The 23,930-nt window shown below is 58.3% G+C and carries 21 protein-coding genes; 3 read left to right on the top strand and 18 right to left on the bottom strand.

The annotated features are described in order from the left end of the window. Positions 1-3: 3 nt before the first annotated feature. From atpG to FGO67_RS02780, 12 genes are all read right to left on the bottom strand, one after another. Complete coding sequence (gene atpG / locus FGO67_RS02835) at positions 4-864, bottom strand: F0F1 ATP synthase subunit gamma (RefSeq protein WP_203299206.1); 861 nt, start codon at positions 862-864, stop codon at positions 4-6. Between the two features lie 66 nt (positions 865-930). Then, positions 931-2,475, bottom strand: coding sequence for a F0F1 ATP synthase subunit alpha (gene atpA / locus FGO67_RS02830; RefSeq protein ID WP_203299205.1), 1,545 nt, complete (start codon positions 2,473-2,475; stop codon positions 931-933). 28 nt (positions 2,476-2,503) lie between these two features. Then, positions 2,504-3,040: a F0F1 ATP synthase subunit delta gene (locus tag FGO67_RS02825; RefSeq protein WP_203299204.1), complete on the bottom strand. Its 537-nt coding sequence runs from the start codon at positions 3,038-3,040 to the stop codon at positions 2,504-2,506. A 12-nt stretch (positions 3,041-3,052) separates the two neighbouring features. After that, complete coding sequence (locus tag FGO67_RS02820; protein WP_203299203.1) at positions 3,053-3,523, bottom strand: F0F1 ATP synthase subunit B; 471 nt, start codon at positions 3,521-3,523, stop codon at positions 3,053-3,055. Between the two features lie 95 nt (positions 3,524-3,618). Then, positions 3,619-3,846, bottom strand: a complete 228-nt coding sequence (gene atpE / locus FGO67_RS02815; RefSeq protein WP_203299202.1) for a F0F1 ATP synthase subunit C — start codon at positions 3,844-3,846, stop codon at positions 3,619-3,621. A gap of 55 nt (positions 3,847-3,901) precedes the next feature. Then, positions 3,902-4,756 carry a F0F1 ATP synthase subunit A gene (gene atpB, locus FGO67_RS02810; protein ID WP_203299201.1) on the bottom strand — a complete coding sequence of 285 codons (855 nt, stop codon included), beginning with the start codon at positions 4,754-4,756 and terminating at the stop codon, positions 3,902-3,904. A gap of 15 nt (positions 4,757-4,771) precedes the next feature. Further along, positions 4,772-5,164, bottom strand: a complete 393-nt coding sequence (locus tag FGO67_RS02805; protein ID WP_203299200.1) for an ATP synthase subunit I — start codon at positions 5,162-5,164, stop codon at positions 4,772-4,774. Positions 5,165-5,372: 208 nt separating this feature from the next. Next, on the bottom strand, positions 5,373-6,248 hold the full coding sequence (locus FGO67_RS02800; RefSeq protein WP_203299199.1) for a ParB/RepB/Spo0J family partition protein: 876 nt from the start codon (positions 6,246-6,248) through the stop codon (positions 5,373-5,375). Between the two features lie 60 nt (positions 6,249-6,308). Further along, positions 6,309-7,103, bottom strand: a complete 795-nt coding sequence (locus FGO67_RS02795) for a ParA family protein (RefSeq protein ID WP_203299198.1) — start codon at positions 7,101-7,103, stop codon at positions 6,309-6,311. Positions 7,104-7,124: 21 nt separating this feature from the next. Further along, positions 7,125-7,769 (bottom strand): 16S rRNA (guanine(527)-N(7))-methyltransferase RsmG, encoded by a 645-nt coding sequence (gene rsmG / locus FGO67_RS02790; RefSeq protein ID WP_203299197.1) that lies wholly within the window; start codon positions 7,767-7,769, stop codon positions 7,125-7,127. A gap of 9 nt (positions 7,770-7,778) precedes the next feature. Then, positions 7,779-9,665, bottom strand: a complete 1,887-nt coding sequence (gene mnmG / locus FGO67_RS02785) for a tRNA uridine-5-carboxymethylaminomethyl(34) synthesis enzyme MnmG (RefSeq protein WP_203299196.1) — start codon at positions 9,663-9,665, stop codon at positions 7,779-7,781. 341 nt (positions 9,666-10,006) lie between these two features. Further along, entirely contained in the window at positions 10,007-11,305 is a 1,299-nt protein-coding gene (locus FGO67_RS02780; protein WP_203299195.1) for an MFS transporter, read from the bottom strand. A gap of 226 nt (positions 11,306-11,531) precedes the next feature. On the opposite strand from FGO67_RS02780, the gene FGO67_RS02775 reads away from it, so the two are divergent. Continuing rightward, on the top strand, positions 11,532-12,800 hold the full coding sequence (locus tag FGO67_RS02775; protein ID WP_203299194.1) for a sensor domain-containing phosphodiesterase: 1,269 nt from the start codon (positions 11,532-11,534) through the stop codon (positions 12,798-12,800). A 39-nt stretch (positions 12,801-12,839) separates the two neighbouring features. Here the strand turns inward: FGO67_RS02775 and FGO67_RS02770 are convergent, their stop codons facing one another. Genes FGO67_RS02770 through FGO67_RS02760 form a run of 3 tightly spaced genes read right to left on the bottom strand, consistent with a single transcriptional unit; the run spans position 12,840 to position 17,682 of the window. Next, entirely contained in the window at positions 12,840-15,986 is a 3,147-nt protein-coding gene (locus FGO67_RS02770; RefSeq protein WP_203299193.1) for an efflux RND transporter permease subunit, read from the bottom strand. 2 nt (positions 15,987-15,988) lie between these two features. Next, positions 15,989-17,083, bottom strand: a complete 1,095-nt coding sequence (locus FGO67_RS02765; RefSeq protein ID WP_203299192.1) for an efflux RND transporter periplasmic adaptor subunit — start codon at positions 17,081-17,083, stop codon at positions 15,989-15,991. A gap of 38 nt (positions 17,084-17,121) precedes the next feature. Further along, on the bottom strand, positions 17,122-17,682 hold the full coding sequence (locus tag FGO67_RS02760) for a DUF3833 domain-containing protein (RefSeq protein ID WP_203299191.1): 561 nt from the start codon (positions 17,680-17,682) through the stop codon (positions 17,122-17,124). A gap of 242 nt (positions 17,683-17,924) precedes the next feature. On the opposite strand from FGO67_RS02760, the gene FGO67_RS02755 reads away from it, so the two are divergent. Beyond that, positions 17,925-19,745, top strand: coding sequence for an acyl-CoA dehydrogenase C-terminal domain-containing protein (locus tag FGO67_RS02755; RefSeq protein ID WP_203299190.1), 1,821 nt, complete (start codon positions 17,925-17,927; stop codon positions 19,743-19,745). Between the two features lie 154 nt (positions 19,746-19,899). Then, on the top strand, positions 19,900-20,835 hold the full coding sequence (thpD, locus tag FGO67_RS02750; RefSeq protein ID WP_203299189.1) for an ectoine hydroxylase: 936 nt from the start codon (positions 19,900-19,902) through the stop codon (positions 20,833-20,835). Between the two features lie 59 nt (positions 20,836-20,894). On the opposite strand, the gene FGO67_RS02745 is transcribed toward thpD, so the two are convergent. The 3 genes from FGO67_RS02745 to mnmE all read right to left on the bottom strand — a co-directional run bounded on the left by FGO67_RS02745 (position 20,895) and on the right by mnmE (position 23,867). Continuing rightward, positions 20,895-21,485 (bottom strand): DUF2959 domain-containing protein, encoded by a 591-nt coding sequence (locus FGO67_RS02745; RefSeq protein WP_203299939.1) that lies wholly within the window; start codon positions 21,483-21,485, stop codon positions 20,895-20,897. Positions 21,486-21,589: 104 nt separating this feature from the next. Continuing rightward, positions 21,590-22,342, bottom strand: a complete 753-nt coding sequence (locus FGO67_RS02740; protein WP_338039526.1) for a substrate-binding periplasmic protein — start codon at positions 22,340-22,342, stop codon at positions 21,590-21,592. 154 nt (positions 22,343-22,496) lie between these two features. After that, a complete protein-coding gene (mnmE, locus tag FGO67_RS02735; RefSeq protein WP_203299188.1) occupies positions 22,497-23,867 on the bottom strand; it encodes a tRNA uridine-5-carboxymethylaminomethyl(34) synthesis GTPase MnmE in 1,371 nt (456 codons plus the stop codon). Between the last annotated feature and the right edge of the window lie 63 nt (positions 23,868-23,930).

Below are 23,930 nucleotides of genomic sequence, written 5' to 3'. Positions count from 1 at the left end.
GGATCAGACCGAAGCCGCGCCGCTCACAATCTCCGAAATCTCTTGCGTAATGGCTGCCTGACGGGCCTTGTTGTAGGCCAGCTGGAGCTCGTCAATGATGCTGCCTGCGTTATCAGTCGCGCTCTTCATGGCAATCATCCGAGCAGCCTGCTCACAAGCCAGATTCTCCACCACTCCCTGATACACCTGGGATTCGATATAGCGTGGCAACAACCCATCAAGAATGGGGCGGGAATCGGGCTCGTAGATGTAATCCCACTGGTGACCGACGTCCTCGTCTTCGCCTTCAGGCAACGGCAGAAGCTGTTCTGATTGCGGCTGTTGCGTCATGGTATTAACGAACTGGTTACTCACCAGATACAAGCGGTCAATCTTGCCTGCCTCGAATGAATCGAGCATCACCTTGACGTTACCGATCAGCTGTTCTGCACTGGGGTTATCGCCCAGATGGGTCAGCGCGGCAACCACATTTCCGCCGTAGTTGCGGAAAAAAGAAGCGCCTTTTTGCCCAATGGCACAGAGGTCGGTCTCAACACCTTTAGTTTTCCATTCGCGCATTTCGCGAACGAGGAGCTTGAACACGTTACCGTTCAGGCCACCGCAAAGTCCCCGGTCGGAGGACACCACGATGTAACCTACACGTTTGACGTCGCGCTCCTCCATGAACGGATGACGGTAATCCTGGTTTGCCTTGGCAACGTGCCCGATTACCTGACGCATCTTTTCGGCATACGGGCGAGTCGCCTGCATGCGCTCCTGAGCCTTCCGCATTTTACTCGCCGCCACCATTTCCATGGCAGACGTAATTTTCTGCGTGCTCTTGATGCTTCCGATCTGGTTACGTATTTCTTTTCCGACGGCCATAAGTCACTGCCTTTTCAAGTTAGACACTCATGTAGACCAATGAGCCCGCCGCAGCGGGCTCCGGGCTTACCAGCTTTGAGTGGTCTTGAATTTCTCCAAAGCAGCTTTCAGGCCGGCGATAATTTCGTCGTTGAAATTACCTTCTGCACCGATCTTGTCGAGCAGGTCCTTCTGTTCCGCGCGCATCCAGTCGATCAGCTGTGCTTCGAACTTGACCACAGCGTTGACCTCTACGTCGTCCAGAAAGCCTTCGTTAGCTGCATACAGAACGGTACCCATCTCGGCAACCGACATCGGGCTGTACTGATTTTGCTTCATCAGCTCAGTAACGCGCTGCCCGTGCTCCAACTGCTTACGGGTGGCTTCGTCCAGATCGGACGCGAACTGAGCGAAAGCCGCCAGCTCACGGTACTGGGCGAGGGCCAGACGAATGTTACCGCCAAGCTTCTTCATGATCTTGGTCTGGGCAGAGCCACCAACCCGGGATACCGACACACCGGCGTTCATCGCCGGACGAATGCCGGAGTTGAACAGGTTGGTTTCCAGGAAGATCTGACCATCGGTGATGGAGATAACGTTGGTCGGTACGAATGCGGAAACGTCACCGGCCTGGGTCTCGATAATCGGCAGAGCGGTCAAAGAACCGGTCTTGCCTTTCACTTCACCATTGGTCATCTGCTCGACGTGATCAGCATTGACCCGGGAAGCACGCTCCAGAAGACGGGAGTGCAGGTAGAAAACGTCACCCGGGAATGCTTCGCGGCCCGGCGGACGACGCAGCAGCAGGGAAATCTGGCGGTACGCTACGGCCTGTTTGGACAGGTCATCGTAGATGATCAGGGCGTCTTCGCCGCGATCGCGGAAGTATTCACCCATGGAGGTGCCGGAGTACGGAGCGAGGAACTGCATCGCCGCCGGATCGGCCGCACCAGCTGCAACCACAATGGTGTGATCCATGGCACCGTGCTCTTCCAGCTTGCGGACTACCGCAGCAATGGAAGACTGCTTCTGGCCCACCGCAACATAGATACACTTGATACCGGTGTTCTTCTGGTTGATGATCGCGTCGATCGCAACCGCAGTCTTACCGATCTGACGGTCGCCGATGATCAACTCACGCTGGCCACGGCCGATGGGGACCATGGTATCGATCGCTTTCAGACCAGTCTGTACAGGCTCGTCGACGGACTGACGGGCGATAACGCCCGGTGCAACTTTCTCGACCGGTGAAGTCTGGGAGGTCCCCAGCTCGCCCTTGCCGTCGATCGGGTTACCCAAACCGTCAACTACACGACCCATCAGTTCCGGACCAACCGGAACTTCCAGGATACGGCCAGTACAACGAACCTTCTGACCTTCGGCCAGATCTTCGTAGTCGCCCAGCACAACCGCACCAACGGAATCGCGCTCCAAGTTCAGCGCCATACCGAACGTGCCATTGGCAAATTCAATCATCTCGCCGTACATAACGTCGGCCAGACCGTGAATCAGTACGATACCGTCAGAAACCGACAGGATCGTACCTTCGTTTTTTGCTTCGGAAGAGATGTCGAGCTTCTCGATTCTCTTCTTGATGATGTCACTGATCTCGGATGGATTCAGTTGCTGCATGCCTTTGTCCTCAAACCTTGTGCTGAAATCAGGAGCCCAGAGCCTTTGCCATTCTGGCCAGTTTGCCTCGGACTGAAGCGTCAATAACCAGGTCGCCTGTGTGAACCACTACACCACCGATCAGGGACTGATCTGTCGCGGCTTCCAGGGAAACCTTGCGCTCCAGCTTTTTGGACAGTGCGTCGATCAGTTGCTGCTGTTGCTCGGCGGTCATCTCGTAAGCCGTGCTCACCTTCAGGCTCACCGTACGCTCAAGATCGGCCCGGTACAGGTTGAACAGGGCTGAAATTTCCGGCAACAAAACCAGACGCTTGCTTTCAGCGAGAATCAACAGGAAATTTCTGAGTGCTTCAGGCAGCGGCTCTTCGAAACAATCTGCGAAGAGTTCCGCCTTGCGTTGCTCAGACAGGCCGGGATTGGCCAGGATGTTCTTTACCTCTTGGTCAGCCGCTACCTGAGCAGCGAAAGCCAGCGCCTGATCCCACTGATCAACAGCATTCTGGTCTTGCGCGGCAGCGAAAACGGCTTTCGCGTAGGGTCGGGCTAACGTAGTCAGTTCTGCCATGGTGACCCTCTTTTAGAGTTCTGCGGCCAGCTTTTCCAGCATCTCGCTGTGAGCTTTGGCATCTACAGAGGTTTCCAGGATTTTCTCGGCACCGGCCACGGCGAGTGCTGCCACTTCGGCCCTCAGTGCGTCACGAGCCTGAACACGCTCCTGTTGAATTTCAGCTCTGGCCTGCTCAATCAAACGCTCGCCTTCCTTGCGGGCATCGTCTTTGGACGCCTCAACAATCTGGGCGGCGCGCTTGTTAGCCTGATCAACCAGAGCTGCAGCTTCTTCTTTCGCCTTGTGCATTTCCTTGGAGGCTTTTTCCTGCGCAAGTTCAAGATCGCGGGACGCGCGATCTGCGGCAGAAAGGCCGTCGGCAATTTTCTTCTGGCGCGCTTCCATGGCTGCCGTAATCGGCGGCCATACATATTTGACGCAGAACCAGACGAAAATAGCGAAGGCAATTGATTGCCCTATTAACGTAAGGTTTATATTCACGGCACAGTACCTCTTGCTATTCGTTGCGTCCTGGTGTCCGGAAAACCGTGCGCGGTTTCACTGAAGTGACACCGCGCACGACTCTTTCGGCTGAATTAACCAGCAACAACGAAGATCAGGTACATCGCGATACCAACGCCGATCATGGGTACTGCGTCGAGCAGACCGGCCATGATGAATGTTTTGGTTTGCAGCTGGTTAGCCATTTCTGGCTGACGAGCTGTGGACTCGAGCAGCTTGCCGCCCAGCAGACCAAAGCCGATGCCGGTCGCCAGAGCGCCCAGACCGATGATGATCGCTGCTGCAATAAATACCATTTCCATTGAAGACTCCTCAGTTTTCTCAGATAGTTAAGGGTTTGTGTATTAGAGCGTTTAATCAGTGATCTTCGTGCGCCGCGCTGAGGTATACCACAGTCAGCGTTGTAAAGATAAAGGCCTGAAGCACTACCACCAGAATGTGGAAAATCGCCCAGGGTACGTTCAACGTCCACTGTATCCATAGCGGCAGAAGCGCAATCAAGATAAAGACAACTTCACCGGCGTACATGTTGCCAAACAGACGCAGAGCCAGACTGATTGGCTTGACAATCAGTACCAGAATTTCAAGGAACAGGTTGAACGGAATCAGCGACCAGTGGTTGAAAGGCTGCATAGACAGCTCTTTGGTGAAGCCTCCAATGCCTTTCACTTTCAGGCTGTAGAAAATGATCAGCAAGAACACACCGATGGAGATACCGAAGGTTCCATTGGGATCGGTGGTGGGCACGATCTTGAAGTATTCCAGTCCCAAGGCATGGGCAATGGAGGGAATATAATCGACCGGAATCAGCTTCAGACAGTTCATCAGCAGGATCCAGACAAAGATAGTTAGAGCTAGCGGTGCAATCAGCGGATTGCGCGCGTGGAAGCCATCTCTGACCACACCCTGAATAAATTCAACGGTCATCTCCACCACGTTCTGCAAACCAGTGGGGACGCCTGTGGTCGCCTTTTTAGCGGCGTAGCGGAACAGACCTAAAAATACGATACCCATAAACAGGGACCAGCCCAAGGTATCTACGTGAAAAGCCATAAAGCCCATGTCCGATGCTTCCTGAGCGGTTCTTGCAAACGTCCAGGTCGCTTCGTCCACTAGGGTACCGTCAGCGCGCTCATAGCCTTCCGGGAGTTTCCCGTAGGTGAGATTCTGTAGGTGGTGCTTTATATACTCTACTGGGGTATCAGCTGCCATACTGCTCTCGTCCAGTCATCGCCGTGGTTGCGGCCGGATAAAGAAGCGCAACACGCCACTCATCACAACCATCACAGCAAAAGTGAATAACAGAGCCGGTACGTGTACTGGCTCCATTAAGATGAAAACGGCCGCAAAAAACACTGCGGTAAGGGCGATCTTGGTACTTTCCGCCCTGAACATGGTGCCCACCATCAGACGCGCACTTTGCGCGCCTTGAAACCGGAACATCCGGTGAGCGAAATACGCGTTTGGCACAATAAATATAAGACCGCCGACAAACGCGGAATAACCAGCCAAACGACTCTCTAAACTCCACAACAAGCTCAAAATGACAATCGCCGAAAACTCTATGGCGAACCAACGGGCCAGCGGCAGGCGGATGATTCTTGACCGATTAGAATTCATACCGCCTACTGTCACTCCAAGCGCGCGAAATTATATGTGTTAACCAATAGGTGTTCAACAGAACCGACGCGAAAATGTGGTGGTAAATTAACCAGTTCTGCCGTCAAATCCCATCGCTTTCACACAAGTTGTGTTTTCATACCACCAAAGTCACGACATGTGGTGGATTTCGGAATAAAACGTGTTTCGAGAGGATTTCTCTAAAACGTTAACGGATATGGCCCAATATTCCGTCAAGCTCATCCAGTGAACTGTATTCAATCACCAGCTTGCCCTTGCCACGTTGACCGTGGGCTATGGAGACCCGGGCTCCGAGGCGCTCAGCCAGGTCATCCTGCAGCGCGCGAATGTTGGGATCGACCGAGGCCTCGCGGCCGGACTTCTGGTCCGGCGTTTCCTGCTGAACCCGGCGCACCAGCGCCTCGGTCTGGCGCACAGACAGAGATTTGGCGACCACCTGCTTGGCGACCTGCATCTGCTGTTCCGGCGGCAGGGTCAACATGGCACGGCCATGGCCCATTTCCAGGTCGCCATGCTCGAGCATCAGGCGAACGTCTTCGGTCAGGCCAATCAGGCGCAGCAGGTTGGTGATGGTGGTACGGGACTTACCCACAGCCTCTGCGACCTGAGCCTGGGTCAGGCCAAATTCGTCCTGCAGACGCTGGAGAGCGAAGGCCTCTTCGATCGGGTTCAGATTTTCGCGCTGGATATTCTCGATGAGCGCCATGGCAATGGCCGCTTCATCGGGCACATCCCGAATGATCGCGGGAATGCTGTCGAGCTCAGCCATCTGGGTGGCGCGCCAACGGCGCTCACCGGCAATCAGCTCGTAACGACCTTCGGCGATGGGACGCACCACGACTGGCTGCATCACCCCTTGCTGACGGATGGAGTCCGCCAGTTCCTGGAGTGCTGCCGGGTCCATGTCCCGGCGTGGCTGGAAGCGGCCACGCTGGATGAGGTCGATGGGAACCTCCCGCAGTTCGCCATCGTGATCCTTCAGTTCCTGGTCGAGATTGACCTTGGAGCCTGCCAGCAGGGCACCCAGGCCACGCTCGCCCAATCCTCGTTTCTTCGCCGCCATGGTGTCAGTCATTCTTCCCGTTGAAATTCGTTGTGCGTTATTGAGTGACAGGGCGGTATGTTACACCGCCACCGGCGCGGATGTCTTTTTTGAGCCGTGACGCCTGACCATTTCACCGGCCAGGGCCAGGTAAGCTATCGCTCCCTTCGAGGCACGGTCGTATTTCAGCGCCGGCATACCGTAACTGGGCGCCTCAGCAAGCCGGACATTACGAGGGATGACCGCCCGGTAGACCTTGTCGCCGAAATACTCGCTGAGCTGACCGGACACGTCCAGGGTCAGGCTGTTGCGCGGGTCATACATGGTGCGCAGTATGCCCTCCAACTGCAGATTCGGGTTCACCGTCTCCTGGATCTGTTCAACCGTGTTCATCAACGCCGCCAGGCCTTCCAGCGCGTAATACTCGCACTGCATGGGAATCAGCACGGAATCGGCTGAGGATAGCGCGTTTACAGTGAGCAGGCTGAGCGAGGGCGGGCAGTCGATGAGGATGTAATCGTAGTTATCCCGAACCGTGTTCAGGGCCAGACGCAACCGATGCTCACGGCCGATCTCGTTCATCAATTCGACCTCGGCCGCGGTCAGGTCGCCGTTGGCCGGCAGGATATCAAAGCCGGAGGCTTCCGCCAGAAACGTGACTTCGGCGGCAGTGGCGCGCTTAGTCAGTAAATCGTAGCCAGACAGCTCCAGGGCGTTTTTATCCACACCACTACCCATGGTGGCGTTGCCCTGGGGATCCATATCCACCAACAGAACCCGGCGCTTGGTGGCGGCCAGAGACGCAGCAAGGTTGACGCAGGTGGTGGTTTTCCCCACACCGCCTTTTTGATTGGTCACTGCAATCACGCGCGCCATGTCTCGCCTCCTGTTTGCGGGTTACTGGGAATGATCGGCTCGGGTGACCACCAGCAGGTGACGGTCGCCATCGGCTCCGGGGACTTCCAGGGAATGGCTGGATTTTACCTGCCAGCCGGCCGGAAGCGCAGCCACCTCATCATCCGGAAACTGACCTTTCATGGCAAGGAACTCGCCGCCATTTGCCAGCAAATCACCGCACCAGGTAACCAGGTTCTCGAGCGCAGTGAAAGCCCGGCTACTGATCTGGGTGAACGGCTGCTCCGGCGTACAGGCTTCAGCCCGGCCGTGGATAACCTCGACATTGCCCAGCCCAAGCTCAAGCACGCATTGATTCAGAAACCGGGTTTTCTTGCCATTGCTGTCGAGCAGGGTGAATCGGCGCTCCGGCAGGGCAATGGCTAGGGGGATGCCAGGCAGGCCGCCACCAGCACCCACATCCAGCAGATGCTCGGTAGTAACATTGGGCAGAATACTGAGGCTGTCGAGCAGTTGCCGAGACACCATCTCGCGCTCGTCGCGAACCGCGGTCAGGTTGTAGGCCCGATTCCATTTATTGAGCAGGTTCAGGAAGGCTAGCAACTGCTGTTGCTGGGCCTCGCTCAGGGACACATCCATCGCCACCAGCCCGTCCCGGAGCTGGCGCTGCCAAAGTGCGTTAGTCATAGAATCAGGTCAGGCACTCTGTTTACGCAGCAGATCACGCTTTTTCAGGTGCACCAGGATCTGACTGACCGCAGCCGGGGTCACGCCCTGAACCCGGGACGCCTGAGCGACGGTTTCCGGGCGCACTTCCTTGAGCTTCTGCTTGATTTCGTTAGACAGGCCACCAATGACGTCGTAATCCAGATCCACCGGCAATTCGGTGTTCTCATTGCGGCGCAGGCGTTCAATCTCATCCGCCTGACGGGAGATGTAGCCCTCGTACTTGATCTCGATCTCCACCTGATCGGCAACGTTCGGATCGTCGGCGCTGTCGGCACCGATGTCGGCAATGTGGCTGTACGCGATCTCCGGCCGGCGCAGCAGCTCGGCCAGGGACTGGTCCCGGGTCATCGGCTGCTTGAGGAAACCGTTGGCCCGCTCCCCGGCGTCGGTATTCGGGTGAATCCGGGTGGTTTCCAGCCGACGGCGCTCCTGGGTGATGCCCTCGCGCTTGTCGTTGAACACCTGCCAGCGATGATCATCCACCAGGCCCAGCTCGCGGCCGGTTTCGGTCAGGCGCAGATCGGCGTTGTCCTCGCGCAGGATCAACCGGTATTCAGCGCGGCTGGTGAACATACGGTAGGGCTCACTGGTCCCCATCGTGATCAGATCATCCACCAGTACACCCAGGTAAGCCTCGTCCCGGCGCGGGTACCACGCCTCTTTGTCCTGAGCCCGCAACGCGGCGTTGATGCCCGCGAGCAATCCCTGGGCGCCGGCTTCTTCATACCCGGTGGTACCGTTGATCTGGCCGGCAAAGTACAGGCCCTGGATAAACTTGGTTTCCAGGGTGTGGCGCAGGTCCTGCGGATTCAGGTAATCGTACTCGATGGCGTAGCCCGGGCGCGTGATGTGGGCATTCTCAAAACCCGGAATCGACCGTACCGCCTGCAACTGGATGTCAAAAGGCAGGCTTGTGGAGATGCCGTTGGGGTAAAGCTCGTTGGTGGTCAGACCTTCGGGCTCGACAAAGATCTGGTGCGAATCCTTGTCGGCGAAACGGTTGACCTTGTCCTCGATAGACGGGCAATAGCGCGGTCCAACGCCTTCGATGCTGCCGGCGAACATCGGCGAGCGGTCAAAGCCGCTGCGGATGATGTCGTGGGTGCGCTCGGTGGTTCGGGTTACGTAACAGCAGATCTGCTCCGGGTGCTGAGCTCGGCTGCCGGTGAACGACATCACCGGGGCCGGATTGTCGCCCCATTGCTGTTCCATCACCGAGAAGTCCACGCTGCGGGCATCAATCCGCGGCGGCGTACCCGTTTTCAACCGACCAACATTGAACGGCAGTTCCCGCAGGCGCTGGGCCAAGGCGTTGGCCGGGGCATCACCGGCACGGCCGCCGGAATGGTGCTGCATACCGATGTGGATAACTCCGCCCAGGAAGGTGCCGGTGGTCAGGACCACGGTCTTGGCGTTGAACCGGATCCCGGTCTGGCTCACCACCCCGGTGACCTGATCGTTTTCCACAATCAGATCATCAGCTGCCTGCTGGAACAGGGTCAGGTTGGGCTGACTTTCCAGCACTTCCCGGATTGCCGCCTTGTACAACACCCGGTCAGCCTGAGCGCGGGTCGCGCGCACAGCCGGCCCCTTGCGACTGTTAAGTACCCGGAACTGGATCCCGGCCCGGTCAGTCGCCGTGGCCATGGCACCGCCAAGGGCATCGATTTCTTTCACCAGGTGGCTTTTGCCGATACCGCCGATGGCCGGGTTACAGGACATCTGGCCCAGGGTCTCGATGTTATGGGTCAGCAGCAGGGTCTGAGAGCCCATGCGCGCCGCGGCCAGCGCGGCTTCAGTGCCGGCATGACCACCACCAATGACAATGACATCGAAACGGGTTGGAAAATCCACAGTTCACCTCGGAAATCGGGGGATAAAAACAGGGCGGCGAGTATAACGCCTCGGCCGCCGAATTGCAGTTGGAATGTGCAAATTTTAACCAGAGCCGAGCGGTGTTGAAAGCCGACAACGCATCAGGCCGCGGAAAAACCCGCCCTTTTCCTGTGGATGACGGTAGTGGATAACCGAAATACACCGGCTTTTCAAACGCTTGTACAGCTCTTCTTAAAAAAGTTTTTAAGACAGTTATCCACATTTTCAAGCAAGGGTTAACTGCCCTAAAATTGCACTTAAAATATTGTTTTTGTTATTTTTATTAAAATGCGTCCAGAGGTTTTCCGACGTTTATTCAATTAATTATCCACAGATTTCGCCGACTCTGAACGCCGCAGGCGCCACACCACCAGCCAGACCGAAGCGTTAAGCAGTGATAACAACAGGAAAAATCCGGGAATAGTCACTTCCAGTACGCCAAGCACCAGAATGCCCACCAGGGCACTGACCACCATGAACAGGGCATTAATCACATTGAGAGCGGCAATGATGCGGGCACGCTTGTGATCCGGTGTTTCGTGCTGAATGAAGGCGTACAAGGGGACAATGAACAAGCCACCGCAAACGCCAATGCCTACCAGATCAAACAGCACCCGCAGGTACACCGGGTCCGTCAGCAGGGTTAGCCAGGTCGATTGCATCGGCGATTCCGGCACCGCAAAGAACAGATCGATGCCCAGCAATGTCAGTCCCAGAGCGCCCCAAGGCACCGGTACCAGGGAAATTTGGTGCCGAGTCAGTCGCTCACAGAGCATGGCACCGGTTGATATCCCGACAATAAACGTCGACAGCAAGAGGGTGACTACGGTTTCGTCCCCAAGGAGGCTGGTGCGGGCAAAATTCGGAAACTGAGTCAGGTAAGCAGCGCCGAGGAACCAGAACCAGGAAATGGCCAGCACCGCCAACAGCACCCGGCGGCGCTCGGCGGCAATGACCATCAACTGCCAGGTCTCCTGTACCGGTCGAAACCGAATCGCGCCGGCCAGGTTCCGATCGCCGGTTGGCGGCACCTGGCGGGCGGCAACATAGCCCAGTACCGCCATAAGCAGTACCGCCACGGCGGTCAGTTTCGCAGCCAGGTCATAGCCCATCAGTAGCCCGGCGACGATGGTACCGAGCAGGATAGCGACGAAGGTGCCCATGCTGACCAGTCCATTGCCGCCGACCAGTTCCTCATCCGCCAGCACCTGGGGCAGGATCGCGTATTTCACAGGCCCGAAGAAGGTGGACTGGGTACCCATCAGGAACAGCAACACCAGCAGCAGCTCATACCAGCCAAACCACAGGCCGATGGCCGCCAGCGCCATGATGACAATTTCCGCCAGTTTGACGGTGCGAATGATCCGCGCCTTTTCGTAGTTGTCCGCCAGTTGCCCGGCAATCCCGGAGAACAGGAAAAACGGCAGGATGAACAGAAACGCCGCCAGATTGACCACGACATTGACCGACAAGCCCATCAGACCACCGGCGCTGAAAGTGATCAGCAGCAACAGGGCGTTCTTGTAGAGATTATCGTTAAAGGCGCCGGAGAACTGCGTCAGGTAGAACGGCAAAAACCGCTGTTGCCCCAGCAATCGGAACTGGCTTTGTGGCTCCATGAATCATCCTGTTTTAGTGCACAACGCGGTCGATAATACCCCGGGGCGCACCGAGGTCGTGCAAATCCGTCGAGTTGATTCGTGTTGCATCCGGTTGCCTGCCAGTCGCCGCAGGCCTGACCGTCACTCGTTAATTTTGGCACGAAATCCGCATGTTAGGTGTATTTTAATGCGTTCAATCCACGGCCAGGACGGCTACAACCACAGCAAGGTTCGAGGTTGCTGAATGAGCAGCGTAGTCCGACTTTCCCGCCGAAGCCATGCCCGTGCTCACTCCGAGCCAGACATTATCCACAACTACGATTTCAGATCGGTGTATCAACCGATCCTGAGTCCGACCCACCAGAAACTGGTGGGCTTTGAAGCATTGGTCCGGGTCAGCCAACACGATCAGCCGGTTTCTCCCCTCAGCCTGTTCGAGCAGGCCGCCACTCTGGACCAGACCCCCGAGCTGGATCGGCACCTGCTGCATCTGCACCTGGCGAACTTCGCCGCCGGTGAAAGTCCGGTCTGGTTATTCCTGAACATCAATCCTGACACCTGCGTGCATCCCGATGCCTCGCTGGAGCGACTGGCCGCACACTGCCATGGCGCCGGTATCGAACCGGACAGGGTAGTCCTGGAGTTGGTGGAGACAGCCTCGGACAACCCCGAAGCGTTGATGGTGTTTATCCACAAGGCCAAGACGTTGGGTTTTCAGATCGCGATTGATGACTTCGGGATGGGGGACTCGAACTTCGAACGGCTGTGGCAAATAAACCCCCTGATTGTAAAACTGGATCGCAGCCTGCTGGTCAATGCCGAAAAGAACAACCGGGCCCGATTGTTGTTGGAAAGCCTGGTCCGGATGATCCGAGAAAGCGGCAGTCTGGTGCTGCTGGAAGGTATCGAGAACACAGCGCAAGCCAGAATTGCACTGGCAACGGAAGCCGATCTGTTACAGGGATTTCTGCTCGGCAGGCCTGAGTGTATCACCCATAGCGTTGTGGATAAGTCTGAGTCCCGACTCCATGATGTCCTGGTCCACTCCGATGAATGGTCCCTGCAGGACCATCAAAACCAGGAGAGCTACCTCCGGCTGTTGCGGTTTGAAATCATGGATGCCTGCCATGGACTGGCTCGCGGCCATGATTTCCGGGAAGCCTGCCAGCGCCTGTTAGAGCAAAGCGGTGTAAAACGTTGCTTTGTCCTGGATGCCAACGGCGTACAGCTGGGCAACCTTGCTCACACCGACAGTGATAGGAATCGCCGCCGGTTCAACCCTCTGTACCACTCGGCCGGCGCTCGTTGGGAGCATCGCGAGTATTTCCGCAATGCCCTTGAGCGGCCTCAACAGATCAGTAGCTCGCGGCCGTACGTCGGCCTACCCGACGCCAAACGCACCATCACCTTATCCACAAGCCTGTATAGCGGGGCCGGGGCCCAGGTCTTCTGCGTGGACATCCACCCCGACGAAGTATTCTCGGGCCAGATGTCATTCCCATCGACTCTGTGACTCTGCGGGCTGGCTCGACCACTGAACCCGCGGTCGAGGTCAGAAATCGTCGGCCCGCATTTGCGGTGCGGCTGAGGTAACAGAGCCCCCGGCCGGTCCACCGGCCTGACGTTCCAACTCCTTCTCCACCGCATTGGCCGATTTGGCAAAGCGCGCCAGCAGGTTGTACAGCACCGGGATGATGAACAGGGTCAGCGTGGTCGCGAACACCAACCCACCCAGGATGACCACACCAATCGCCGCACGGCTTTCGGCGCCGGCTCCGGTGGCAATCACCAGGGGCACAGCCCCAAACACGGTGGAAATGGTGGTCATCAGTACCGGCCGAAAACGCAGGCTGGCTCCTTCCAGAATGGCGTCTTTGACGGCGTAGCCCCGGTCCCGCATCTGATTGGCAAACTCGACAATCAAGATGCCATTCTTGGCCATGAGGCCGAGCAGCATGATGATGCCAATCTGACTGTAGATGTTCAGGCTGATGCCCGACCACCAGAGCGCCAGCAAAGCGCCGGTCACCGCCAGCGGTACTGACAGCATAATGATCAACGGGTGGATCCAGCTTTCAAACTGGGCAGCCAGCACCAGGAACACAATCACGAAGGCCAACCCGAAGGTCAGATAGATGGCAGCGGACGATTCCTGGAATTCCCGGGACAGGCCCTGGTAGCTAACCCGCGCCTCCGGAGGCAAGTTATCCACAGCCAGGTTATTCAGATAGTTCAGGGCCGAGCCCAGATCGTAACCATCGGCCAAAGACGCACTGATCACCACCGCCGGCAGCCGGTCAATGCGACGCAAATCCGGATTGGCACCGGTTTCCTTGATCGACACCAGGGCCTGCATGGGAATCAGAGCGCCGCCCTCGCGGGGGCGCAGGAAAATCTGGCCCAGGTCCGCCGGGGTCGCCCTATCGGCATCCGCTGCCTGCACAATCACGTCGTACTCGCGACCGCGATCCAGATAGGTGGTCACCTGGCGTGACGCGAGCATGGTCTGCAGGGTGAGACCGACATCCTCGATGGTAATGTCCAGGTCGGCGGCGCGCTCGCGATCAATCGACACCCGCAATTCCGGACGGGTCAGTTCAAAATCCGTGTCCAGATTGAGCAGGTTGGGGTTGTCCTTGGCCCGCTCCACCAACTCGTCGCTCCAGGCCTGGACCGATTCGTAATCCGGACCGGCCACGACAAACTGAACCTCCTGGTTGAAGCCCCGTTGGCCCAGCCCCGGCGGGTTCACCGCCACCGTCCGGATACCCGAGATCTGGCTCAGCTTGCCCCGCAACTCACTGGTGATCTGTTGTTGCTTGGTACTCCGTTCTTCCCAGGGCGCCAGGCCCATGATCATGAAGGCGTTGTCTTCCTCATCCCGAAAGCCAACGATCGACAGCAAGCGGTCAGCCGCACCGGATTCCAGGTAAGGCAGCAGCTCGGCCTCGGCCTGACGTACATAGTGATCAGTGAATTCCACGGTTGAGCCCCGCGGTGCACTGGTCGGCATGATGATGATACCCCGGTCCTCGGTCGGCGCCAGTTCCTGAGGCAATTGCGGGTACACCACCGCAGCCAGGATCATCCCGGCCAGCCCCAATCCCAGCAACAGCCCCGGCTGGTTCAGGGCGAACCGCAACAGGCGCTGGTAACCGTGGGTCAGGCCATCGAGCACCTTCTCACTGGCCGCCCACAAGCGGTGGCCCTCGGCGGTTTCCGGGCTGTGGCGCAGCCACTTGGAACAGAGCATCGGTGCCAGGGTGAGCGCTACCACGCTGGACACCACTACGGCAGCCGCCAGGGTGAAACCAAACTCGGCGAACAGCCGGCCGACATTGCCGCCCATGAACGAGATGGGCACAAACACCGCGACTAACGTGAGGGTGGTGGCAATCACGGCGAAGGCCACCTGTTTCGCGCCCCGGTAAGACGCCAGCAGCGGCGGCTCGCCGTTATCGATGCGGCGCTGGATGTTCTCGAGCATGACGATGGCATCGTCCACCACCAGGCCGATGGCAAGAATCACCGCCAGCAGGGTCAGCACGTTGATGGAAAAGCCCAGGAAACCGAGGCCGATAAAGGCGCCAATCACGGCCACCGGAATGGTCACCGCCGGAATCAGGGTGGCCCGCCAGGAACGCAGGAACAGGAAAATCACCAGGATCACCAGGGAGACGGCAATAGCCAGGGTGATCACTACCTCCTTAATGGAGGCGCGGATAAAGATCGATTCATCGTAGCTCTCGGCGATGGTGACTTCCGGGGGCAGGGTTTCCCGAATGTTCTCGAGTTCGGCCTGAACCGCATCGGACACCGCCACGGTATTGGCCTTGGACTGACGGATAATGCCCATGCCAATGGCGGTTTGACCGTTGGCGCGCAAACGACCAACATCGGATTCCACGCCCATCTCGACATTGGCAACCTCGCCCAGCCGCAGCAGGTCATTGCCGTCGCGCCGGATGACCAGGCGCTGGAATTCCTCCACCGTCGACACTCGGCCCTCGGCCCGGACCGTGAAGTTACGGGTGGAAGAATCCACCGAGCCGGCCGGCAGTTCCACGTTGTTGGACCGCAGCGCCGCTTCGACTTCCGCCACGGTGATATTCCGGGCCGCCAGCCGCTCCCGGTCGAGCCAGACCCGGATGGCGTAACGGCGTTCACCACCGATGAAGACATCGGCAACACCATCCAGCACCGACAATCGGTCGGCCAGGGCCCGGTCAGCAAAATCACTGAGTTCGGCACTGTCCCAGACGTTACTGCGGAGCGTCACCCACATCATCGGCCGGGCGTCAGAATCGGCTTTCCGCACCACTGACGGATCGGCTTCCTCGGGCAACTGGTTAGCAACCCGGGACACCGCGTCCCGGACGTCATTGGCGGCGATATCCACATCCCGGTCTGTGGAAAACTCGATGCTGGTGCGAGACTCGCCCTGTTCGGTTGACGATTCGATCGAGCGGATGCCTTCGATGCCGCTGATCGCACCCTCGATCACTTGGGTAATCTGCGTGTCCACCACCTCGGCGGCGGCGCCGGTGTAGTCGGTGGAGATCGAGACCTCCGGTGGATCAATGTCCGGATACTCCCGCACCGGCAGACCCAGTAACGCCGCCAGACCAAAGACCACGATCAGCAGACTGATGACGGTGGCAAACACCGGTCGTTTAATAGAAACATCGGACAAAACCACGCTCAGGACTCCATGGACTGAACGAAGCGATTCTCCGGAATCGCGTTGTCAGCGTCCTGGACCCGAATCCGGTCGCCATTGCTGATCCGGTCCTGACCGGTAACGATCACCGCATCCTCCAAATCGAGGCCTTCAGACACTTCAACCCGGCCCGGCATTCGGGAACCCAAAGTCACCGGGGTCCGGCGGGCCACGCCGTCCTCGGCGACAAAGACATACTGCTCATCGCCGCGGATCATCACCGCCTGTTCGGGAATCACCAAGGCCACCCGCTCCCTGAGGATCAAAGTGGCGGACATGAACTGGCCAGGCCGCAGCTTGCCGTCCGAGTTATCGATCAAAGCCCGTACTGGCAGGGTGCGGCTGAGTGGGTTGATGCGGGTACCGAGTTCCACCAGTTCACCGGTAAAGCGGTCTTCTGGGTAGGCCGGCGACAGGCCAGCCACACTTTGGCCCAGGCTAACCTCGCCCAGGAAGCGTTCAGGAATGGCAAAATTCAGTTCCATCCGGTCGGTAGCGTCCAGGGTAGCGACGGGGGTCCCAGCGCTCACATAGGCGCCAATGTCGATGTCACTGAGCCCAAGCACCCCGGCAAAGGGCGCTTCAATACGGTGGTTTTCCAGCCGGACCCGGGCCGCCTCACGCTGGGCTTCGGCCACACTGACCGCGGTGCGCAAGGCATCGACTTCGGCCTGGGAAACACTGTTGTTAGAACGCAATTGCTGGGCGCGCTGGTATTGGCGGCGGGCATCGGCGAGCTGGGATTCGATGACCTGGAGGTCCGCCCGGGCCTGGCGATCATCCAGTTGCAGCAGGACCGTGCCCTGATCCACCCGGGTGCCACTCTGCAGCTGCAGCGACACCACCCGGCCACTGACTTCGCTGGTCACTTCCACCGAGTTCAGGGCCTCAAGGTTACCCACTGACTTGACGACATCGCGCACCGTATCCCGCTCGGGTAGCCGAGTGTTGACGGCCGATGGCGGACGTTCACGACCGCTCTGCGCCTGCTCACCGGACCCTAGATTCAGATAGCCTACTGCAGCCCCGGCGGCTACAACCACAAAGCCCAGTGCCACCAGCCATTGCTTCCACATACACAGTTTCCAAAATCAGTGAACGTCGTCGGGTTCGTTTATCGTTTCTGGATCACCAGTACAATCTCCCCAACATCGATACCCCATTTGCTCAGGGTAGTTTCGTTGATCAGGGTGTCCGGGGTCACCAGGTACATCCAGTCGTCCATGCGCACATCCAGGGTGCCGTCCCCGTACGCCAGCCGCAGCACGTAATTCATGTGAATGGCATTACCACGCCATTGCATCAGCCCTGGCTCAACCACATCGCCGGCGGTGGCCCGATAGCCGTCGTCCACCGGGGTAAGGGTCCAGGTCCGAGTCTGAACTTCACCGTCGTCGAAGCGGAAAACCTCGTCCAGAGTGCCGTTACCGTCGTTATCCCAGGAGGCGCTGATGTCCGCATCGAAAGTGCGAATGGCCTCACCGGCGTAGTCCTTGACCACACCCCGGGCCGAGAGTTCACCGGTAAAAAACTGGGCCGGGATCAGCGCGGGCTCACGATCGGCGTAATCGTCCAGGGAAGCTCCGGCGCACCCTGCCAACAACCACACCGCAAACAATAACCAGAGTAGACGAACGGGGCCAGCAACAAAGACGCTTACCGAGGGGCTTTGCATGATTTTTACACTCGCAGGCAAAAGGTGGATGAATGATCTGTGTACAAGATACGCGCTGTTGGTTATGCCCGATCAACAATCAGGGGCCTGTGGAAAACCCCGTCATTTCGGCCAATTGTCTTTTCTGACAGGACCGGGGGTGGTTTTCGTCAATGGCAGCGCCGGGGGAATACCGTACAACAGTAGAAATGGGCTCATCCCAACGATGACTTATCCACAGCCAAGGATTACGAGGAACCGTTATGCCGGTTTATAAAGCGCCATTGCGCGACATGAAATTCCTGCTTAATGAAGTGTTTGACTATCCCGGGCATTACCAGCGCCTCGCCAGCGGTGCCAACGCCAGCCCCGATATTGTGGACGCCATTCTTACCGAATGCGGCCGGTTCTGTGAAGAAGTCCTGAGCCCGCTGTACCAGAGCGGCGACGAACAGGGCTGCACCCTGACCGATGGTGAAGTAACCACTCCTGCCGGGTACAAGGCTGCCTATGACCAGTACGCCCAGGGCGGCTGGCAGGGCCTGTCGGCGCCCGAGGAATTTGGTGGCCAGGGCCTGCCCGCGTCCATGGGCCTGCTGAAGCAGGAAATGATGGGCACCGCCAACTGGTCGTTCTCCATGTACCCGGGCCTGTCCCTGGGCGCCATGAACACCATTTTTCTGCACGGCAGCGACGACCAGAAGCACACCTATCTGACGCCCCTGACCGAGGGCCGCTGGGGCGGCACCATGTGCCTGACCGAGCCGCAATGCGGCACCGACCTGGGCCAGGTGAAAACCAAGGCCGAGCCCCAGGCCGATGGCAGCTTCAAGCTCACCGGCACCAAGATTTTCATTTCTTCCGGTGACCACGACCTGACCGAAAACATTGTCCACATTGTGCTGGCGCGCTTGCCGGATGCGCCCAAGGGCACCCGTGGCATCAGTCTGTTCATCGTGCCTAAATTCCTGCCCACAGAAGATGGCGGCGTTGGCCCGCGCAACGGCGTGAGTTGCGGCAGCCTGGAAAAGAAGATGGGGATCAAGGCCTCAGCCACCTGTGTCATGAACTTTGACGGTGCTACCGGCTTCCTGATCGGCCCGGAAAACGAAGGCCTGAACTGCATGTTCACGTTCATGAACACCGCCCGTATTGGCACCGCCATCCAGGGCGTTGGGCCGGCCGAGCTGTCCTATCAGTGGGCGCTGGACTACGCCCGGGACCGCCGCTCCATGCGCGCACTGTCCGGCAAGAAGGAACCGGAACAGGTCGCCGACGCCCTGATCCACCACGGTGATGTCCGCCGCATGCTGCTTACCCAGAAAGCCGTCGCCGAGGGTGGCCGGGCCATGCTCTATTACGCCGCCCGACTGGCCGACCACATGGTGGAAGGCCACACCGAAGGTGACCTGGACAAGGCCGCGAAATACGACGACAAGCTAGGCTTCCTGACGCCGATCCTGAAAGGCTTCCTCACCGAAATGGGTTGCGAGGCGGCCAACCTGGGCATGCAGGTGTTCGGCGGCCACGGGTACATCCGCGAGCACGGTATGGAACAGATTGTGCGCGATACCCGGATTGCTACCCTGTACGAGGGCACTACCGGCATCCAGGCCCTGGATCTGCTCGGTCGCAAAGTCCTGGTGATGACCCAGGGCGGCGCGGTTCGGGAGTTTACCCTAAAGATTGCCAACTTTGCCCGCAAACAGCTGGCCGACAAGCGGCTGCGGCCGTTCGCCGTGGAGTTGCTGAAACTGACTGCGCAGTGGAATCTGCTGACGGTACGGGTAATGCTGGCTGCCCGTAAGGATCGCGATGTGGTCAGCGCTGCCGCGTACGATTTCCTGATGTACAGCGGCTACGTCACCATGGCTTACATGTGGCTGCGTCAGTCGGCAGTGGCTGTGGATAAGTTGGCGAACGGTGGTGAAGATTCCGAAGCCTTCTACCAGGCCAAGCTGGCGACCGCAGAGTTCTATTACGAGCGCCTGCTGCCCCGGGCCCAAGCGCACGCTACCAGCATGCTCAGTCCAACCCGTAACCTGATGCAAATCGACGCCGAGGACATGGCGTTCACCGGCTGATTAACCCATTGAGGAAATCCCGGGTACGCCCGGGATTTTCTGGCTTGAATTTCAGCCAGTTCATCCTCAACTCCACAAAGGGACTTATTCCATTCACGTTTAACCCATGAGGTGAGCACACACCAACGCGAGCATAAAAGAAGGAGGTTCGAATATGGAAACTCGTGCTGACGACTTTTATCCCACCCGCCTTGAGCGCCCGAGCCAAGCCTTTGAGCGTCTCGAGCCTGTTATCCACAGCACCGGTGCGGATCGCACGCAAGGTCCGTTGAGCGAATCGGAGCTGGCTCAATACGAGCGTGATGGCTTTCTGGTGTTCAACAATTTCCTGGATGCCGAGACCGTACGGCGCTTTCAGCAGGATCTCCGTGCCTACGAACGCGACGATAACGTGCTGCGTTCAGAAGGCACTATCACCGAGCCGGGCAAACAGGAAATCCGGTCCATTTTTGGTATTCATGAGCTTTCGCCGCGCTTCGATCGCCTGACCCGGGATCCAAAGATCCTGGACATGGTGCACCAGTTGCTGGGCAGTGACGCCTACATCCACCAGTCCCGGATCAATTTCAAACCCGGTTTCCACGGCAAGGGCTTCGACTGGCATTCCGACTTCGAGACCTGGCACGCCGAGGATGGCATGCCGCGTATGCGCGCCGTCAGCTTTTCCATCGCCCTGACCGACAACACGCCATTCAACGGGCCGCTGATGCTGGTACCTGGCTCCCACAAGACCTTTGTACCCTGCGTCGGTCGCACTCCTGAAGACAATTATCAGTCCTCGCTCAAGAAGCAGGAACTGGGCGTACCCAATGAACGGGACCTCGGGCGCATCGTCGATCAGCACGGGATCAAGGCGCCAACCGGTCCGGCCGGCTCCCTGATTATCTTTGAGTGCAATACCCTGCACGCCTCCAATGCCAACATGTCACCCTGGCCGCGCAGCAACCTGTTCTTCGTCTACAACAGCGTGGAAAACCAGCTGGAGCAGCCGTTCTGTGGCAACAAGCCACGGCCCGACTTTCTCGGTAATCGAAGTGCGACCGAGGCTTTGCAACCCGTGAATACCGGAGACCTGCAACGGACCGGTTAAGGCAAAAACAAAAAAGGGAAGCCGCAACGGCTTCCCTCGGACAGATCAACCAATCTGGATTACTGATTGGTGGTTCTAAATTGCTCGATAAAGGCCTCAGATTCGGCAATCGAATCTTCCATATCCTGGATCAGGCGATCCACGTCGGCTCGAATCTGGCTGAGTTCCTGCTCAAGGGCACCGATGGCCTGGGCGTTCAGGTTATGTTTCAGGAACAACACCTGATCCTCAAACGCCTCCAGTACCGGAGCCATCTTGGCTTCGGCACGGTGCATGCGGGCAATCAGGGTATTGTACCGACTGCGAGTGTCTTGCAGCTGACGTTCGCTATTGCGGCGCAGGGACGCGCTTTCGTAGAGCTCGAGCTCGTCCTCCCACTCGTCGAACAGCGCCTCAGAAACATCCTCCACCGCATCAATCCGGTCACGCACTTCCTCGGCAACGTCCTGGCTGTCTTCGAACGCCGTGCGGATGGTGTCGTATTTCTCCTGCAAAGGCGTGTCCGGTGTCTCGACCACACTCTGGAACCGCTCTAGCGAGGAACGAAAGGTTTCCTGCGCATCGGTCTGGGCATCGCGGGCGTCTTCGACCCGATCGACCAGAATCTCGCGTTTTTCAATGCCCAGCTTTTCCATGGCGCTGTAATACATGGAACTGCAACCAACCAATACCAGACACAGCAGCAGCCCGCCCACCGTTGAGATAGAGCGAAGGCTTTGGGTGGTAAGGCCAAGCTGCATACTAAACATCCTGATTAAAGTCCGTACTTGGTTTCAATGGCCTCAAACATACCAGATTCACGGATGGCTGCCAGGCCGCTCTGCAACTTGGCTACGACCTCGTCCGATGTCTCCAGGTTCAGGGCCAGGAATAACTGGGTATCGTTGAACGAGAACACCGGGACCAGACCTTCAACATTTTGCTGTGACGCCACGTAAGGGCCACCCAGGCGGTCGGCCAGCCAGAGATCGATCTGGCCCAATTCCAGTCGCTTCGGGTTCAGGTCATCGCTGTCCAGCGCCGATACTTTGTAGCCCTTCTTGATCAGGTATTCCGATTTTACGTCGTTCCGGTATCCACCGAACACCATGCCCTTGGCGTCCGAAAGCTCGTCCATCTTGAAGTCAGAACCCGGTGGTGCGAAAACTGTCCACAGGTTGTCAGTTAGGGGCCCCACCCACTTGAACAGCGGCGCCCGCTCCTCGGTGTAGGTGGTACAGAAGATGCCGTGGTTTTCTTTGCTCAGGGCACGGTTATAACCGTAGTCCCAGTTGCGGAGCTTGATGCGATAGTCAAGATCGGTCTGCTTCAGCGCCGCCACCACCAGCTCCGTACACAACCCGTCGATGTCCTCCTGGTTATGCTCAAACGCCCGCCCGGAGGCACTCATGTTGTACGGAGGAAAATTCTCAGTGTAGAGATAGAGCCGTTCTTCTGCCTGCACGGTGGTTGTGGACGCCATCAGCGCCACTGCCACCGTGACGAAACCTGCTACTCGTTTGATCACACCTTTACTCCCCAGAGTACTCAATAAGTAAATTCCCTAATTAGAACGCTAGATTACCGCTCTGCGTTCCCCGATTGGGAGATAAAAACGTATCAATTGGTAACGGAGCTGAAACAAAAACCAGGCTGACCGCCGGCATGCCGGCAATCTGCCATTACTTTCCGATGCAGAAACTGGAGAAGATTTTGCCCAGCAGTTCATCCGGACTCAGATGCCCGGTGATTTCGCCCAGGGCGTCTTGGGCCGCACGCAGGTCCTCGGCAAGCAGTTCGCCGGCACCATAACCTTCCAGCTGGCCCTGCCCCTGCAACAGGTTCGCACGCGCCCGCTCGAGGGCGTCCAGGTGCCGGCGCCGGGCCAGGAAGCCACCTTCGGTGGTGCTGGCAAAGCCCATACACTGCTTGAGGTGATCCCGCAGCACGTCCAGGCCGTCGGAAGATTTCGCTGCCAGCCGGATCACCGGCGCAGTACCGCTGTCGGCGTTGGTGAAGCCCACGGTTTCTGAAGACAGGTCGACCTTATTGCGCACCACAGTAACCGGGGCATTGGCAGGTAAGCGGTCGATAAAGTCTGGCCAGATCTCGTGGGGTTCGGTCTGCTCGGTGGTGGTGGCGTCCACCATCAGCAGGATCCGGTCGGCCTGGGCAATTTCATCCCAGGCCCGGGCAATGCCGATTTGCTCAACCTCGTCCGGGCTCTCTCGCAGGCCGGCGGTGTCGATGATGTGCAGCGGCATGCCATCGATGTGGATGTGTTCCCGCAACACATCCCGGGTGGTGCCTTCAATGGCAGTCACGATGGCCGCCTCGCGACCGGCCAGGGCATTGAGCAGGCTCGACTTGCCAGCGTTCGGGCGGCCGGCGATCACCACCTTCATGCCATCCCGGAGGATAGTGCCTTGCTGGGCCTCGCCGAGGATGGTTTCCAACCGGTCGAGCAACTTTTGCAGATCACCAGCGACCTTGCCGTCGGCCAGGAAATCGATTTCCTCTTCGGGAAAGTCGATGGCCGCTTCCACGTAAATGCGCAGGTGGGTTACCGCATCCACCAGATCGTCGACACGGCGGGAGAACACTCCCTGCATGGAGCGCACAGCACAGCGGGCGGCCTGCTCCGAACTGCTTTCGATGAGGTCGGCGATGGCTTCGGCCTGGGCCAGGTCCAGCTTGTCGTTCAGAAAAGCCCGCTCGGAAAACTCCCCCGGCCGCGCTAATCGGGCCCCACGGCTACACACTTCCCGCAGCAGCAGATCGAGGATAACCGTGCCGCCATGGCCCTGGAGTTCAAACACATCTTCGCCGGTGAAGGAATGTGGGTTCGGGAAGAACAACCCGATACCTTCATCAATCAGGCCACCATTCTGGTCCAGGAAAGGGCCGTAATGGGCGTAGCGCGGCTTGGGGACAAAGCCCAGCATTTGTCGGGCGATGTCCGCGGCCGCTGGGCCCGACACCCGGACAATGCCTACGCCGGCCTGGCCGGGGGCAGTGGCTATGGCGGCAATTGTGTCTGCTGTCTGGCTCATGAATATTCCTTCGGGCACAAACAACAGAGGCTCCTTCACGGAGCCTCTGTCTGGGTCGGATCA

Source organism: Marinobacter sediminum (genome assembly GCF_016820575.1).
Lineage (GTDB): Bacteria > Pseudomonadota > Gammaproteobacteria > Pseudomonadales > Oleiphilaceae > Marinobacter > Marinobacter sediminum.
The sequence above is the reverse complement of the archived record's forward strand: the minus strand, read 5'-3'. Positions and strand labels throughout refer to the sequence as shown.